The organism is Kribbella italica (assembly GCF_014205135.1).
GTDB lineage: Bacteria > Actinomycetota > Actinomycetes > Propionibacteriales > Kribbellaceae > Kribbella > Kribbella italica.
Map to the genome: position 1 here is coordinate 3,350,160 of NZ_JACHMY010000001.1, position 15,057 is coordinate 3,365,216.

Genomic DNA, 15,057 nt, shown 5'->3' on the forward strand with positions numbered 1-15,057 from the left:
GCTGCTCCGACAGTTTGCAAGAACGCCCGGATTCCGCGCGCGTCTCTTTGTTCCAACACCCGCGCGGGCCTGTGTACTCCCGCGTGGCGCCGTAGCAGAGGCCCTCCGGAGGCGCAAAATACGGCGCTCCGAAGGGCCTCGGGTGCTAGCCGGCCGGAGGGCGGCAGAAGTCGAAGTCGCAGCCCTCGTCGGCGCCCAGCACGTGCTCGTGGAACAGCCGCCGGTAGCCGGTGGCGGGAGCAGGCGGCGGAGGTGGCAGCTCGGCCCGGCGGCGCTCCAGCTCGTCAGGCGCGACCAGCAGGTCCAGCCGGCCCTCGGCGACCGACAGCCGGATCTGGTCACCGGTCCGGACCAGCGCGAGCGGCCCACCGACGGCCGACTCCGGCGTCACGTGCAGCACGATCGTCCCGTACGCCGTACCGCTCATCCGCGCGTCCGAGATCCGGACCATGTCCCGCACGCCGGCCCTGGCCAGCTTGCCCGGGATCGGCAGGTACCCGGCCTCCGGCATCCCGGCACCAATCGGTCCGGCGTTCTGCAGCACCAGTACGTCGGACGCCGCGACGTCCAGCTCCGGGTCGTCGATCCGCTCCGACAGGTCGGCCAGCGAGCTGAACACCACCGCCCGCCCTGTCGTCTCGAACAGCGCCGGGTCGGCCGCGGACCGCTTGATCAGCGCACCCGACGGCGCCAGCGAGCCCTGCAGCCAGACCAGACCGCCCTCAGCACGGGCCGGCGAGTCCAGCGTGCGCACCACTTCCCGGTCGACCCACACCGGCCCAGAACCGAGCCGCTCCCCCAGCGTCTCGCCGGTCACGGTCAGCGCGGACAGGTCGAGCAGGTCCCGCAGCTCATGCAGTACGGCGGGCAGCCCGCCCGACGCATGTAGGTCCTCCATGTAGTGCGCACCGGTCGGCTTCAGCTCCACCAGGACAGGCGTAGTCGCGCTCAGCTCGTTCAACTCGTCCGGATCGATCCGAAGGCCCAGCCGGCCGACCATGGCGGTCAGGTGGATCAAGGCGTTCGTGGAGCCACCGATAGCGAGCAGGACTCTGACGGCGTTCCGGACCGAGGCCGCGGTGACCACCTGCGAAGACGTACGCCGTGCGGCCGCGATCTCGACGACCGCGACGCCCGTGGCCTCGCCGATGCGGAGGCGGTCGGCGTGGACTGCCGGTGCGGTCGCGCTGTCGGGCAGAGCCATCCCGAGTGCCTCGACGATGCAAGCCATAGTCGACGCCGTACCCATGACCGCGCAGGTGCCCGCTGTGGTCGCCAGGTTCCGCTCGACGCGGCTGATCTCGGCCGCGTCGACCTCACCGGCCCGGTACCGGGCCCAGAAGCGGCGGCAGTCCGTACAGGCACCGACGCGCTCGCCCTGGTAGCGGCCGGTCGACATCGGGCCGGTGACCAACTGGATCGCCGGGCGCCCGGCGGAGAACGCACCCATCAGCTGCGCCGGGACGGTCTTGTCGCAGCCGCCGACCAGGACCACGGCGTCCATCGGCTGGGCCCGGACCAGCTCCTCGACGTCCATCGCCATCAGGTTGCGGTAGACCATCGAGGTCGGCTCGAGGAAGCTCTCCCCCAGCGACACGGTCGGGAACTCCATCGGCAGGCCGCCGGCCGCGATGATGCCGTTGGCCACGGACCGGATCAGCTCCGGTTGCTGCCGGTGACACGGGTTGAAGTCGCTGGTCGACGTCGCGATCCCGATCACCGGCCGGTCGAGCGACTCCGGCGAACGGCCGCTCGCGTGCAGGAACGTGCGCCGCAGGTACTTGGAGAAGTCCCGGTCGCCGTAACTGACCAGACCGCGGTAGATCCCGCTCTCTTCGCTCATCCGGCCAGCACATCATCACGCGGCTCGACACCCGGCGTCCGGGCCAGGTGGCGGCTCAGCAGTTTCAGCATGGACGGCGGCGGGACGGCTCCCGGCGTACGGACCGTGTCGGAGGCGATCAGGCCTCGGCGAACCAGGCTGTGCTTGCGCAGGCCGAGCGCGATGCCGGACTGGAACTCGAAGTTGACCAGCGGGAGGTAGTCGCGCCAGACCTCGCGGGCCTGGTCGAAACCACCTTCGGCGTACGCCGTGACGCAGGCGAGCAGGCCTTCGGGGACGGAGAAGCCGGTCATCGCACCAGCGGCGCCGACGGCGAGCTCGTCGAGCAGGCAGGTGCCGCCCAGTCCGCCGAAGACGGGGACGTCGAGAGCGGCGACCAGCGTGGCGACGGCGGGTGGGCTCGGGGACGACTCGGACTTGACCGCGACGACCTGCGGGACGGCCTGGACCGCCCGGACCAGGTCGGCGGTGGCGATCGGGATGCCGGTGATCACCGGGTAGTCCTGGACGACGAGCGGGCGTTCGGTGCGCTGGGCAATCTCCGTGAGGTGCTTGCTCAGGGCATCTGGATCGGGAGTGTTGACCTGGATCATCAAGCCCGCCAGTCGATCGGCGGCGGTCGGTACGACGTTGGCGGCTTCGGCGAGGACGTCGTCGAGGGCAAGGGAACTGATGCCGACGACAAGCGGCAGGTTGCAGGAGGCAACGAAGGTGTCGACGACCGCACGGCGCTCGGCAGGGGTCAGGCAGGCGGCCTCACCGAAGACACCGAGGACTGTCAGGCCGGTCGCGCCGATGGTCTCGTAGTGGCGGACCTGCCGGGCCAGGGAGTCGGTGTCAACGGCGGTGACGTCCGCCGTGAACGGGGTGGCGAGCACGCCCCACACACCGGGGGCCAGAGTCATGGGGCTCCTTTCGTCGTGACCGCGGTGGCGACCGTGTACGCCTCCAGGCTCTCGGTGCCGCCTTCGCGGCCGTAGCCGGACAGGCCGACGCCGCCGAACGGGGAGGCGGCCGACGCCAGGGCGACTTCGTTGAGGCCGATCATGCCGACGTCGAGGCCGGCGATCGCGGCGTCGGCGCGTTCGGTGTTCGCGGTGAAGAGGTAGCCGGCCAGGCCGTACGGGACGGCGTTCGCCTGCTCGAGACCGTCCTCCAGGGTGGTGAACGGGAGCAGCGGGAGGATCGGGCCGAAGGGTTCGTCGCGGAGGACCGCGGAATCGGGTGGGAGGTCGGTGAGGACGGTGGGCGGGTAGAAGAAGCCGGGGCCTTCGGGTTGGACACCGCCGGTGCGGATGTTGGCTTCACTGGAAGAGATGAGAGAGGAGACAGCGTCGCGACGGCGGGCGTTGGCGAGTGGGCTGAGAGCAAGCCCCGCAGCACGCTCTACGACAGCTTCCACAAAGAAGTCGTGAACGGCTTCTTGGACGAAGACCCGGCTGGGGCTGATGCAGACCTGGCCCGCGTTGCGGAACTTGGCGCGGACGAGGGCGTCGGCGGCTCGGCCCAACTGGTCTGGATCGAGGTCGTCGAAGATCAGGACCGGCGCGTGGCCGCCGAGTTCGAGGGTGAGGGACTGGAGATGCCTGGCCGACAAGCCGACCAGGGTCTGGCCGACGGGGACCGAGCCGGTGAGGGTGATCTTGGCGATCACCGGCGAGCTGATCAGGTGTTCGCTGACGCGTGGCGGGTCGCCCGTGATCAGGTTGACGACGCCGGGCGGGACGCCGGCGTCGGCCAGGGCCTGGACGAGGGCGGCCGCCGTACGCGGTGCTTCGACGGCCGGGCACAGGACGATGCTGCAGCCGAAGGCGACCGCCGGGGCGAGTTTGCGCGCCGGCAACGAGGCCGGAAAGTTCCAGGCGGTGAAGGCAGCGACCGGGCCGACCGGCCGCCGTTCGACCCACGCCCGCCGGCCAGGGGCCGTCGGCAACAAACGCCCGTACGAGCGAACAGCCTCACCGGCGAACCAGCTGAAGTACTCGGCCGACTGCCGGACCTCCGCCAGCGACTCCTCCAGCGGCTTGCCCTGCTCCTCGGTGAGTGTCGCCGCGATCGCCTCGGCGCGATCGAGCAACAACCGCCCGGCTCGGTCCAGCACCGAAGCCCGCTCGGCGGGCGCCGTACGACGCCAGGTCGCGAAGCCCGCGGCGGCCGCGGCCAGGACGTCGTCGAGATCCGACGAGGACGCGTTGGGGACCTGGCCGATCACCTCCTCGGTCGCCGGGTTGAGGATGTCGATCACCCGGCCGTCCGACGCCGGCCGCCACTTGCCACCGATGAAGAGCATCTTCACGCCGTCCGCAGAACGATCACGCTCAACGACGGCAACGGCAGCTCGATCCGGGCCTGATAAGCGCCGTCCACCGTCACCTTCACGTCCTCCGCGAACCGCTCCAGCCCCTGCCGGTCCCGGATCGTCGCCAATTGCTCCGGCGTCGGATCCTGTGGTGCACCGAGGTCCTGCCAGATCGTGTGACTGTTGCTGTGGTTCCGGTCGATCCGCCAGTGCTCGACCGTCCACTCCCCCGCGTCCAGCCCGGAGACCTCCAGCTCGACCGCCGTCGGCTCGCCGTCTTCCAGGTACTGGTCGTCGGCATGCCGCCACACCAGTACGGCGACGCTCCCGTCCGCCGAGCTGCGCGACGCGATCACGTCGACCTCCTCACCGAGCCCGTTGCCCAAAGCACCCAGGTCCGCGGTGTCGATGAGAGCGTCGGACGACGCGGCGAGCCGCCGGTCACCGAGCTTGGCGAAGGCCCGGTACCCGTTCATCAACGGCTTCTCCAGGCCCGACGCGGTGACGAAGCTCCGCGTCCCCTCGAAGTACCGCTCGCCCTCCATCGAGAAGCTCCAGGTCGTGGCCTCGGCGACCTTCGCGGCGTGCCGGTCGTTCAGGTCGAGCACCTTCTTCATCAGCTTGGCCTGGAAGACCGGGTAGTACTCGGTGTTGCGGTAGCCGAAGTTCGCGTTGTCGTAGATCCCCCAGTGCGCCGGCACCGACGCGTCGCACTCGTCGACGATCGCCGGCAGTCCGGCGTACGCCGGGAACTCCTCCATCACCGCGAGCATCCGGTCGATCTCGCGCAGCATCTTGGTCGTCGACGGCGACTGCTCGACCGGGGCCGGAGCGCCGATCGGGCCGTAGACCCGCCACGGCGAGAACGCCGAGCCCTTCGTGTGGAAGGAGACGAAGTCCAAAGGAAGGTCCCGCGCCGAGCAGGCCTGCAGGAAGCCGCGCAGGAACGCCACGCCCTTGTCCCCGCCGGTAACCGTCGGTCCGCCGACGCGACCATCAGGGAGAACGCTGCGGATCGCGGCGGCGGTCACGGCGTACAGGTCCTGGAACTGCTCGGGCGTGCCGCGCCAGTAGAAGATGTCCGGCTCGTTCCAGAGCTCCCAGAGCCAGCCCGACACCTCCTCCTCGCCATAACGGTCGAGGCAGTGCTGCGCGAGCGCGGCGACCAGGCCGCCCCACTTGTCGTAGTCCTTCGGCGGGTAGGACCACAGCCCCGCCTCGTACTCGCTGTACTGCGTCGGGCTGCTCTCGAACGCGAACTCCGCCTTGGCGTGGTCCGGCACCAGCGCGAGCGGCGTAAAGGCCAGCTCCACCAGCGGGTGATGGCCTGCGGCAACGATCGTGTCGTAGGTCTGGTCCGCGATGGTGAAGTCGTAGTACGGGTTGCCGTCGGCATCTTCGTGGTAGACGTTGCCGCTGCCCCAATGCGGCAGGCCGAGGCCGGTGCCGCTGTTGAAAACGTAGTGCGGCCTGACGTGGTACGGCGTCTCGGCGAAGCCGCCGATCGTCTGCAGGGTCCGGCGGCCCTGCGGGGTGTAGGTCCAGTTGATCTCGTCGTAGCCGAGGCTGGCCCACGGCCGGTCGAGCACCCCGAGGTCGTCGGCCGCGTCCACGGTGACGCGGGCCAGGCGGACGTGCGCGGCGTCGGGGTCCGACGGGGTGTACGGCACCTCCTGCACGCCGCTGCGGGAGCTGTTCTGGTCAGGCAGATCGGTCTCGGTGGTCATCTCAACCTTTCAGTCCGGTGCTGCTGATGCCTTGGATGATGAAGCGCTGGGCAAGGAGGAAGACGAGCAGAGGAGGCGTCACGGCGAGGATCGTCGAGGCCATCACGACGCCGTAGTCGATGTCGCCGTACGCCGAACGGAACGTGACCAGGGCCAGCGGCAACGTCTGCATGCCCGGCGAACTGGTCGAGATCAGCGGCCAGAGGAAGTCGTTCCAGGCGCCGAGGAAGACCAGGATCCCGAGCGTGGCCAGGGCCGGCCGGATCAGCGGCAGGACGACGTGACGGTAGGTCTGCCAGGCGTTCGCGCCGTCCACCCGGGCCGCGTCGGTGAGGTCCTCGGGCAGGTTGACGATGAACTGGCGAATCAGTACGACGCCGAGCAGCGACACGACGTGCGGCAGCGCGAGCGCGCCGTACGTGTTCAGCAGGCCGAGCTTGTTGAACTGCTGGAACAGCGGGACCAGCACGACCTCGCTCGGGATCAGCATCGTGACGAGCAGCAGCCCCAGGACGGCGCCGTTGCCGCGGAACGGCAACCGGGCCAGGGCGTAGCCGGCCATCGAGCAGACGATCAGCGCGAGCACCGTGGCGCTCACGGCAACGACCATGCTGTTGAAGAAGGCAACGAAGATGTTGACCGCGCGACCACCCGGGTCGACCAGCATGCTCCAGTTCGCGGTCGTTGCCTCGGTCGGCCAGAGCTGGTTGCCGTTGGCCGTCGATCCCTCGAACGACGACGAGAGGGCCCAGAGCAACGGCAACGCCCAGAGCAGTGCCATCGCGATCGAGATGCAGGTGACGATCCATCGCTTAGCCATGGCCGGCCGCCCTCCTGGTCAGGACCTGCTGGACGATCGCGACCAGCAGGATCACCAGGGCGAGCACCCAGCCGATCGCGGCGGCGTACCCGGTCCTGAAGTCGCGGAAGCCGGTCTCGTAGAGCATCTGCAGGACGACGCGCGTGCTGCCGCTGGGGCCGCCGGCCGTGAGCAGGTAGACCTGCTCGAAGACCTTGAACGAGTCGATGAGCCGGAGCAGGATCACGAGGCCGAGGACCGGCGCGATCCCGGGCAGCGTCACGTACCGGAACTGCTGCCACGCGCTCGCGCCGTCGATCCTGGCCGCCTCGTAGAGCGGTTTCGGGATGTCCTGCAGCGCGGCCAGCAGGATCAGGAGCGGGAAGCCGACTCGCCACCAGAGAGTCAGCAGCACGACCGCGCCCATCGCCTGGCCCGGCTCGGTCAGCCACTGCTGGGCGGGCAGCCCGACCTTCTCCAGCACGGTGTTGAGCGAGCCGTTGACGGGGTTGAGCACCAGGTTCCAGATCAGCGCGACAGCGGCACCCGGCAGCAGGTACGGCGAGACGAAGGCGGCGCGCAGGAGGTTGCGGCCGGACAGGTCGCGGTTCAGCACCAGCGCCAGGATCAGACCGACCGCGATCAGGATCGGCACGTTGAGGACGACGAACAGCAGCGTGTGCCCGAAGGCGGCGCGGAAGTCGCTGTCGCCGGCCAGGCCGAGGTAGTTGTCCAGGCCAACGAAGCCACCGGTGCCGTCGGCAACGTTGACGTCCGTCGTACTAAGGAAGAGGCCGCTGACGATCGGGACCGCCCAGAGCAGGAGGTAGAGGATTGCGAAGGGGGTGAGGAAGAGCAGTGCGGCGCTGCCTCGGCTGCGGCCCTTGACGGCTTGAGCGCGTGGGGCCGCGGCGCGGGATCCGACCCGGGTCGTGGCGACACTCATGACGGCTCCTTCATCGTCACGGTGGCCCGGGCGGCGGCCCGGCGCAGCTCGTCCTCCACCTTCGCGCCCTGGTAGACCACGTCGTCCATGGCGTCGTTGAGGTACTGGTAGGCCTGGTTCCAGCGGTACGCGTACGGCGCGAAGCGGGCGTGCCTGGCCTGGTCGATGAAGACCGACATCTTCCGCAGCAGCGGATCCTTGCTCGCGGCAACCGGCGCGACCGCCGCCTTGGCCGCCGGCGCCTGCGCACCCGCCCAGTCGACACTGCCCTCGCGGACCAGCCAGCCGATGAACTTCTGCGCCTCGGTCCGGATCCAGTCGTCGTTGTCGCGCTGCTTGGGGATGCAGTAGATGTGCGAGGTCGCGACGACCGCGCGCGGACCGTCGAAGAACTGCGGCAGCGGCGCGACGTCGAGCTCCGTACCGCGGTCCTTATTGGTCTTCAGCAGCTGGGCCAGACCCCACGGGAAGGTGAAGGTCATCCCCACCTTCTGGTCGCTGAACAGCTGCCCGACCTGGACGCCGGTGATCAGCTGCTGCGGCTCGACCTTGTACTTGTGCACGAGGTCCTGCTCGAAGTGCGCGGCCTCGATGCCGGCGTCACTGGCGAACAGCGCCCGGCTGCGGTCGTCGATCAGGTCGCCGCCGGCCTGCCAGTTGAGACTGAGCCACGGCATCCAGACACCGCTCTCGCGGACGAATCCCCACGGGCCGATCTTCTTCAGCGCCTGCGCCGTCGCCAGGAACTCGGCCGCGGTGGTCGGCGGCTTGTCCGGGTCCAGTCCGGCCTTGGCGAACAGTTGCCGGTTGTAGCCGAGCGCCTGGGGACCGGTGCTCATCGTCACGCCGTACAGCTGGTTGTCGATCTGGCCGAGCTGCCAGGTGCCGTCGATGAAGTCGTCGGTGCTCAGGCCGAGGTCGCCGAGTTCGATGGCGTGCAGGAAGCGCTGGAGCGGTGGGATCTCGTAGCTGTGCAGGGCGACGATCGCCGGTGGTGCTCCCGCGAGCGAGGCGGTCAGGATCTTGGTCAGGTAGTCCCCGCCGTACGCCGGTGAGCTGAACCGGATCGTCACGGCGTCCTGGGTCCGGTTGTACCGGTCGACGATGGTCTGCATCAGACCGCCGTCGCCGCCGGTGTAGAAGGTGGTGAACTCGAGCACGCGACCGCCCCCGCGGGTCGTGTCGTCGAACGGTGAGGAGCAGCTCGCGAGCGCGGTGCTCGCGGCTCCTGAGGCGGCCAGCGCCAGCAACCGGCGCCGGGACAGTGTGGGCAGCACGGAGCTCTCCCCTCTGACGGAGCGGTGTCCAGGGTGGGTGCCGGCGGACGGGCTTCCCGTGGGCCGGTCGTGCGATCGGGTCGGGGCGCAATCAGGTGCGATCGCGGTGTGGGGCGGTGCGATCGATCGGGCGGCGAGGACCTGGCTGGGATCTCCGGCCGTGGCCTCTCCCCGTGGCGGGTTCTACGAGTTAGCCTGATCTCGGCGTTGTCAAAAGTCAATGGTTAACAATCGACCATTTACACCGATGGAGGAAATGCTGTGGCCGGTCCCCTCGACCAGCTCGCCCTGCAGACCGAACGCAGCCCCGCGCTGTGGGCCACGGTCGTGCCGGCGATCCGGCAGATGATCGTCACCGGCGCCCTCGCTCCTGGCGAGCACCTGCCCGAAGGTGAGCTGGCGAAGGCGTTGCAGATGAGTCGCGGCCCGATCCGCGAGGCGTTGATCGAGCTCGAACGCGAGGGTCTGGTCGTCCTGCGCCGGCATCGCGGGGCCCAGGTGATCACGCTGACCGCGGAGGACGTGGAGGAGATCTACACGCTCCGGCTCAGCCTGGAGCGGCTGGCGATCGAGCGGGCACTCCCCCGGCTGGACGCCGGGCACCTGGAGGCGATGGACGAGGTGCTGGAGAAGATGCGCGAGCTCGGGCCGGACTACGCGCCGCAGACCGCGCTGGATCTCGACCTGCATTTCCACGGCGTGCTGTACGACGTCGCCGGGCATGCCCGGCTGGACAAGGCGTGGCAGCAGATCCGGAGCCAGGTCGCGATGTTCCTGCACTCGCGGCACGTCGCCCGGCGGGACTTCCACGAGATCGCGTACGCCGAGCACAAGGCGATCCGCGACGTCCTGGTCGGCGGCGATCCGGTGGCCGCCGCGACGGTGATCGAGGATCACCTGATCGGCTCGTACCAGCGGCTGATCGAGTCCAGGCCGGAGAACTGAAAAGGCCGGACACCTCTTCGGTGTCCGGCCTCTTCGGGGATCAGCTGAGTGCTTTGGCCTCGGCGATGATCTGCGCCCGGCGTGCGGCCGGGATGTTCGCGGCCGGCGTACCGGCGTACAGGGCGAGCACGCGGTACTGGCGCTGGCCGAGCAGCGTGGTCATCGTGGAGATCGCCGCCGGCTTCGCGCCGGAGGTGAGGACGAGACCGGCCAGACCGGTCGGGGTCGCGACGATCTGGAAGCGGGACTCGGTGGTCTGCTGACCGACCTGCGCCTTGATCACGTGCTCACCGGCGGCCAGGCCGGTCGTGTCGATCGCCGCGCCGTTCTCGATCGGCTTGCCGTCGAGGGTGATGGTGGCAGGCTCGGACGACGTCACCGCGATCCGGACCTGCTGGGCGCGGTCGGCCTTCTGCCCGGCCGCCGGGCTGAGCACGGCCGGCTTGCCGCGCTGCAGGAACGCGGAGTTCCAGCCGTACAGCTCGGCCGGGCGGTTCGTGATGATGCCGTCGACGCCCGCCTTCTCCAGCGAGTTCCAGCGCGTCGCGTCGTCGACCGTCCACACGTTCACCGCGACACCCTGCGCGTGCAACTCGGCGACGATGCCCGGCCGGGTCCGGAACGCGGCGTCCGACGGGTTGTACGCCGACAGGCCCAGGTCCTTCGCGATCGCGACTGGGTCGGGGTCCAGCGTGCTGCGCAGCAGGCCGAGCGGAAGCTCAGGCGCCAGCTCGTGCATCCAGCGCAGGTGCTGCGGCTCGAAGCTCTGCACGAAGACCCGGCTCGTCATCGACCGGTCGCGGATCTCGGTGACGATCCGGGCGACCGAGTCGCGCGTGTGCGCGCCCTTGACCTCCAGCAACAGGTTGCCGCCGCGGGTCTTCAGCCCGTCGAGCTGCTGCCCGAGCGTCGGCACCCGCTGACCGGTGAAGGCCGGAGCGAACCACGAGCCGGCATCCAGCCCGGCGACCTGCGCCGCGGTCAGGTTGCGGACGGCGCCGGTCCCGTCCGTGGTCCGGTCGACGGTGTCGTCGTGCAGGATGACCGGCACGCCGTCCTTGGTCGGCTGGACGTCGTTCTCGATCCACTCCGCGCGACCCCGGCGGGCGACCTCGTCCGAGGCGGCCGTGTTCTCCGGCGCGGCACTCGATCCGCCGCGGTGCGCCCAGACCCGGAGCGGGTCGCCGGGCTTGCGGATGAACGACTCCTTGGCGAGCGGCGTCACCTTCAGGTCGTCGAACGAAACGGTCGAGCCGTTGACGAGCAGCGCCTGTACGCCGGAAGCGCTGCGGTTGACCATCGTGGTGCGCAGGGCCTCACGGCCTTCGACGTACCAGGTGGCGCGGGAGCCGCGGACCTCGACGGCGAGTGCGACCTGCCGGCCGACGCCGACCGCGATCGGCGCGGCGGCGGTGTCGGTGACGTTCCAGGTGTTCGCGGGCGTGCGCTGCGCGAACTCGAGGCCGTTGGCGGCGGTCGAGCCGTTGCGCAGCGTCGCGATCGACCACGGGACAGCGCCGGCCGGTGCGAGGTCGAGGCCGAACGCGACCCAGCGGGCGGCGTCCACGGCGGACTCGAAGCGCAGGTGGCTCTCGATCCGGAAGTCGGTCAGCGGCGTACCGAAGGTGATGCGGCTGAGCTGGCCGGCAGTCGTCGACGTACCGGTCAGTCGGCCGTTCTGGACCTTCCAGGTGCCGTCGACGACGTTCCAGCCGGCGGGGAGTGTGGAGCCGTCGAAGGTCTCGTCGACGGTCGGGTCGAGGGCGGCCGACTGCGTCGGGGTCTGCTCGACGACGGGTTCGGCGGCGGCGTACGGCGTGGTCAGGACGGCCGTGACAGTGGCACTTGCGGCCAGCGCGGCCAGCACTGCACGAGGGCGGCGTGAACTGAGCTTCATAGGGAACGACCGTAGGAAAGCCACGCGAACAGGACCAGAGCCAGTGATGAATTGCCCACCAACGCGCGATGGATCGCCCCATAGGTGAGGATGGCGGGATGAAACCGGTCATTCTCGATGTCGACACGGGGCTCGACGACGCCTGCGCGCTGCTGCTGGCCGCCCGCCATCCGGAGCTCGACCTCAAAGCGGTCACCTGTGTCGGCGGCAACGTCGGTCTGGACGAGGTCGTGGTCAACACGCTCACCGTGCTCGACGCGGCCGGGCGCGGCGACGTACCGGTGGCTCGGGGCGCGGCACTCCCCCTGCTGCAGCCGGTTCGCGCGGCGCCGCACGTGCACGGCAAGGACGGGCTCGGAGACCTGGACTGGCCGAAGTCTTCGCGGACGCCGGATCCGCGGCACGCCGTCGAGCTGCTCCGCGACGTACTGCTGGAGGCGGCCGACTCGGGCGAGCTGATCACGCTGATCCCGCTCGCGCCGATGACGAACATCGCGTTGCTGCTGCGGACGTACCCGCAGGCCGCGCGCGGTCTGCGCGAGATCGTGTTCATGGGCGGCGCGGCCGGGATCGGGAACGCGACCGCGTCGGCGGAGTTCAACATCTGGACCGACCCGGAGGCGGCCGCGGTGGTCCTCGCGGCGTGCGGGGAGCTCGGGGTGCCGGTGACGATGTACGGGCTCGACGTGTTCTACAACGTGCCGATCACGCTCGCCGAGGCCGGCGCGCTCGGCGGGTCGACGTCGGCGGACCTTGCGCGCCAGTTGATCGAGCGGCGCAGCGAGCTGTACCGGGCGGAGGCGGCGACCATCGGCGACGGCGGCGCGGTGTGCGCGGTGATCGACCCGGACGGACTGACGACGCGGGAGTTCCCGCTGCGGGTCGAGCTGTCGGGAAGCTGGTCGCGCGGCCGGACGATCGTCGACACCCGAGGCTGGACCGGCGACCTCAGCTCGGACCCGCACGGCTCGACACCGGCCGTCGTCAAGGTCGCCACCGCGGTGGACGGGCGCCGGTACGCCGACCTGTGGCTGGCGACCGTCCGCTGATCCGGCGCCGGTGGACCTGAGCGCGGTTACGCTCAAAGGGCGAACGTCAGCTGCCTGGGGGTGCTGCCGGTGGTCGGTCCTGAACGCGAAACCGTTGCTCCGTTGGGCTCTGAGCCCGGTGGACTGACGCGGTTCTTCGGGCGAGCGGACGAGTTGGCGCGGCTGCGTGCACTGGTCGCCGACACTCGGCTGGTCACCGTGGCCGGTCCGCCGGGCAGCGGGAAGACGCGCCTGGCCGTGGAGCTCGCCGCCGGGTTCGAGTGCGTCTGGCTGGTCGAGCTGGCCTTGGTGCCGGACGAGCGTGCGGTCGTGGGCGCGATGGCGTTGGCCCTCGGCGTACCGGAGCAACCTGGCGAGTCCACAACCGAGGCCTTGCTGACCGCGCTGTCCGATCGCACAGCAGTGGTCGTTCTCGACAACTGCGAGCACGTCGTCGGCGCGACGACGCGACTGGTCCGCCGGATTCTGCTCGACTGTCCGTCCGTACGGTTCCTCGCGACCAGCCGGGTGCCGTTGGGGATTCCCGGGGAACAGCTGTACCGGCTGCCCGGGCTGGACGACGAGGCGGCCGTCGAGCTGTTCGCCGATCGCGCCGGGCTGGTCGCCGGCCACACTGACGCAGGCGAACCCGCGCGGCAGATCTGCCGTCGGTTGGACGGACTCCCCCTCGCCATCGAGCTGGTCGCCACCTGGAACCGCGTCCTGTCGCCGCCAGAGATTCTCGACCGGCTGGACGCGTTGCTGCCGCAGTCGCAGGGCGTCGGCAGCTGCGACCGGCAGCGGACGATGGCGGCGACGGCCGAGTGGAGCCGCCGTCTGCTCCCCGCCGACGCACGTCTCCTCTTCGATCGGCTGTCGGTCTTCATCGGCGGCTTCGACCTGCGGGCCGCCGAAGCTGTTGCCCAGCTGGGCCCGGAGCTGCTCGCTTCCCTCACGGTCCTCGTCGACCATTCGCTCGTCCTGGCCGAGCCGGTAGCCGCCGGCCCGACTAGGTACCGAATGCTCGAACCCCTCCGCCGGTACGGCGAAACGACGCTCGCGGCACGCGGCGAGGCGGACCTCGTCCGGCAGCGACACGCCGAGTACTTCCTGTCCGTGGCCCGCCGCTGCGACGCCCGTCTGCGGGGCGCCGACCGTTCGGCCGGCCTGATCGAGCTGCAACGCGAAACGGGCAACCTGCTGGCCGCCGCCGACTGGGCCCGATCGCAGCCCAGCGACCTGGCGCTCCAGCTGAGCACGGTCCTGGCGTACTTCTGGGAGCACCGCGGACGGATCAACGGCGCCCGCGGCCGGCTCGAGGCGTTGCTCGACCGTGGCGGCGGCGATCCGCGGCTCCGCTCGGCCGCGCTGGCCCGGGTCGGCCGGCTCGCCTGGCGCCAGCGGGACTACCCGGCCGCGCGTACGGCGTACCAGGAGAGTTTGTCGCTGGCTCGCAGGTTCGGTGACGAGCTGGACACCGCACGCGGGCTCCGCAACCTCGCCCTGGTCGAGAGCACGACGGGTAACACGGCTCGGGCCGAGGAGCTCTGCACCCAGAGCATCGCGCTGTTCGGCGAGCACGACGACGAGCAGGGCAAGGGCTGGGCCCTCACCGTGCTCGGCCTCGCGAAGTACGAGGACGGCGACTGGCAAGGTGGGCGGCACTGCTACCGGCGAGCACTGATCGCCAGCCAGTCCACGGGAGCCGTCGCGCTCGGCGTCACTGCCAGACTCGGTACGGCGTTCGCTGCCGCTGTGACGGGTGATGTCGCGGAGCACCGGCGGCAACTGGGGTCGGTGATCGACGATCTCCGCGCGGGCGACGGGCTGGTCGAGGATCCGGACTGGCTCTGGGCGGCCACTTCACTGGCCGCGGCCGAGGACCGGGTGCTGAGTGCGCTGCGGCTCGCCGGGGCGGCCGAACGGTTCGGCCGGCGAGGTGGTCGGATGCCCGCCACGATGACGGCGCATTGCCGGGCTGTCGTGGATCGCCTGCGTGCGGAAGTGGGGGCCGACACGGCCACTCGGCTGATGGCCGAAGGAGCCGCACTGCCGTCCCGTCGGCTGATGGCGCACGCGCTTGCTCTTCCCACGCCGGCCGATCGCCCGCTCACCGACCGGGAACGCGAGGTCGCCGGGCTGACCGGCGAGGGCCTCACCAACGAGGAGATCGCGGCCTCGCTGTGCATCTCGCGGCGGACGGTGGAGTCGCACCTCGAACACATCCGGCAGAAGCTCGACCTGACCAGCCGCTACCAGCTGATGGCCTGGGCGCTGCGAAGATCCGGGTGATTAC

General features: G+C 70.2%; 11 protein-coding genes. 3 read left to right on the forward strand and 8 right to left on the reverse strand.

What is annotated here, in order from left to right; all coding sequences use genetic code 11:
* Positions 1–145: 145 nt before the first annotated feature.
* The 7 genes from HDA39_RS15440 to HDA39_RS15470 are packed head-to-tail and all read right to left on the reverse strand — an operon-like array spanning position 146 to position 8,891.
* Entirely contained in the window at positions 146–1,843 is a 1,698-nt protein-coding gene (locus HDA39_RS15440) for a dihydroxy-acid dehydratase (RefSeq protein ID WP_184795906.1), read from the reverse strand.
* Positions 1,840–2,748: a dihydrodipicolinate synthase family protein gene (locus tag HDA39_RS15445; protein WP_184795907.1), complete on the reverse strand. Its 909-nt coding sequence runs from the start codon at positions 2,746–2,748 to the stop codon at positions 1,840–1,842. Before HDA39_RS15445 ends, HDA39_RS15440 begins: the two co-directional genes overlap by 4 nt.
* Positions 2,745–4,133, reverse strand: a complete 1,389-nt coding sequence (locus HDA39_RS15450; protein ID WP_184795908.1) for an NAD-dependent succinate-semialdehyde dehydrogenase — start codon at positions 4,131–4,133, stop codon at positions 2,745–2,747. Before HDA39_RS15450 ends, HDA39_RS15445 begins: the two co-directional genes overlap by 4 nt.
* A gap of 2 nt (positions 4,134–4,135) precedes the next feature.
* Positions 4,136–5,869 (reverse strand): GH39 family glycosyl hydrolase, encoded by a 1,734-nt coding sequence (locus HDA39_RS15455; RefSeq protein WP_184795909.1) that lies wholly within the window; start codon positions 5,867–5,869, stop codon positions 4,136–4,138.
* Between the two features lies 1 nt (position 5,870).
* Positions 5,871–6,689: a carbohydrate ABC transporter permease gene (locus HDA39_RS15460; protein ID WP_184795910.1), complete on the reverse strand. Its 819-nt coding sequence runs from the start codon at positions 6,687–6,689 to the stop codon at positions 5,871–5,873.
* Entirely contained in the window at positions 6,682–7,614 is a 933-nt protein-coding gene (locus tag HDA39_RS15465; protein ID WP_184795911.1) for a carbohydrate ABC transporter permease, read from the reverse strand. Before HDA39_RS15465 ends, HDA39_RS15460 begins: the two co-directional genes overlap by 8 nt.
* Positions 7,611–8,891, reverse strand: a complete 1,281-nt coding sequence (locus HDA39_RS15470; protein WP_184795912.1) for an extracellular solute-binding protein — start codon at positions 8,889–8,891, stop codon at positions 7,611–7,613. Before HDA39_RS15470 ends, HDA39_RS15465 begins: the two co-directional genes overlap by 4 nt.
* A gap of 261 nt (positions 8,892–9,152) precedes the next feature.
* Here HDA39_RS15470 and HDA39_RS15475 point away from each other — a divergent pair, with 261 nt between their 5' ends.
* Entirely contained in the window at positions 9,153–9,836 is a 684-nt protein-coding gene (locus tag HDA39_RS15475) for an FCD domain-containing protein (protein ID WP_202893008.1), read from the forward strand.
* Positions 9,837–9,876: 40 nt separating this feature from the next.
* Here HDA39_RS15475 and HDA39_RS15480 read toward each other — a convergent pair whose 3' ends face one another.
* Positions 9,877–11,733, reverse strand: a complete 1,857-nt coding sequence (locus HDA39_RS15480) for a glycerophosphodiester phosphodiesterase (protein WP_202893009.1) — start codon at positions 11,731–11,733, stop codon at positions 9,877–9,879.
* Positions 11,734–11,831: 98 nt separating this feature from the next.
* Between HDA39_RS15480 and HDA39_RS15485 the strand changes: the two genes are divergently transcribed.
* Positions 11,832–12,782 carry a nucleoside hydrolase gene (locus HDA39_RS15485; protein ID WP_184795913.1) on the forward strand — a complete coding sequence of 317 codons (951 nt, stop codon included), beginning with the start codon at positions 11,832–11,834 and terminating at the stop codon, positions 12,780–12,782.
* A 102-nt stretch (positions 12,783–12,884) separates the two neighbouring features.
* On the forward strand, positions 12,885–15,053 hold the full coding sequence (locus HDA39_RS15490) for an ATP-binding protein (RefSeq protein WP_184795914.1): 2,169 nt from the start codon (positions 12,885–12,887) through the stop codon (positions 15,051–15,053).
* Positions 15,054–15,057 lie beyond the last annotated feature (4 nt).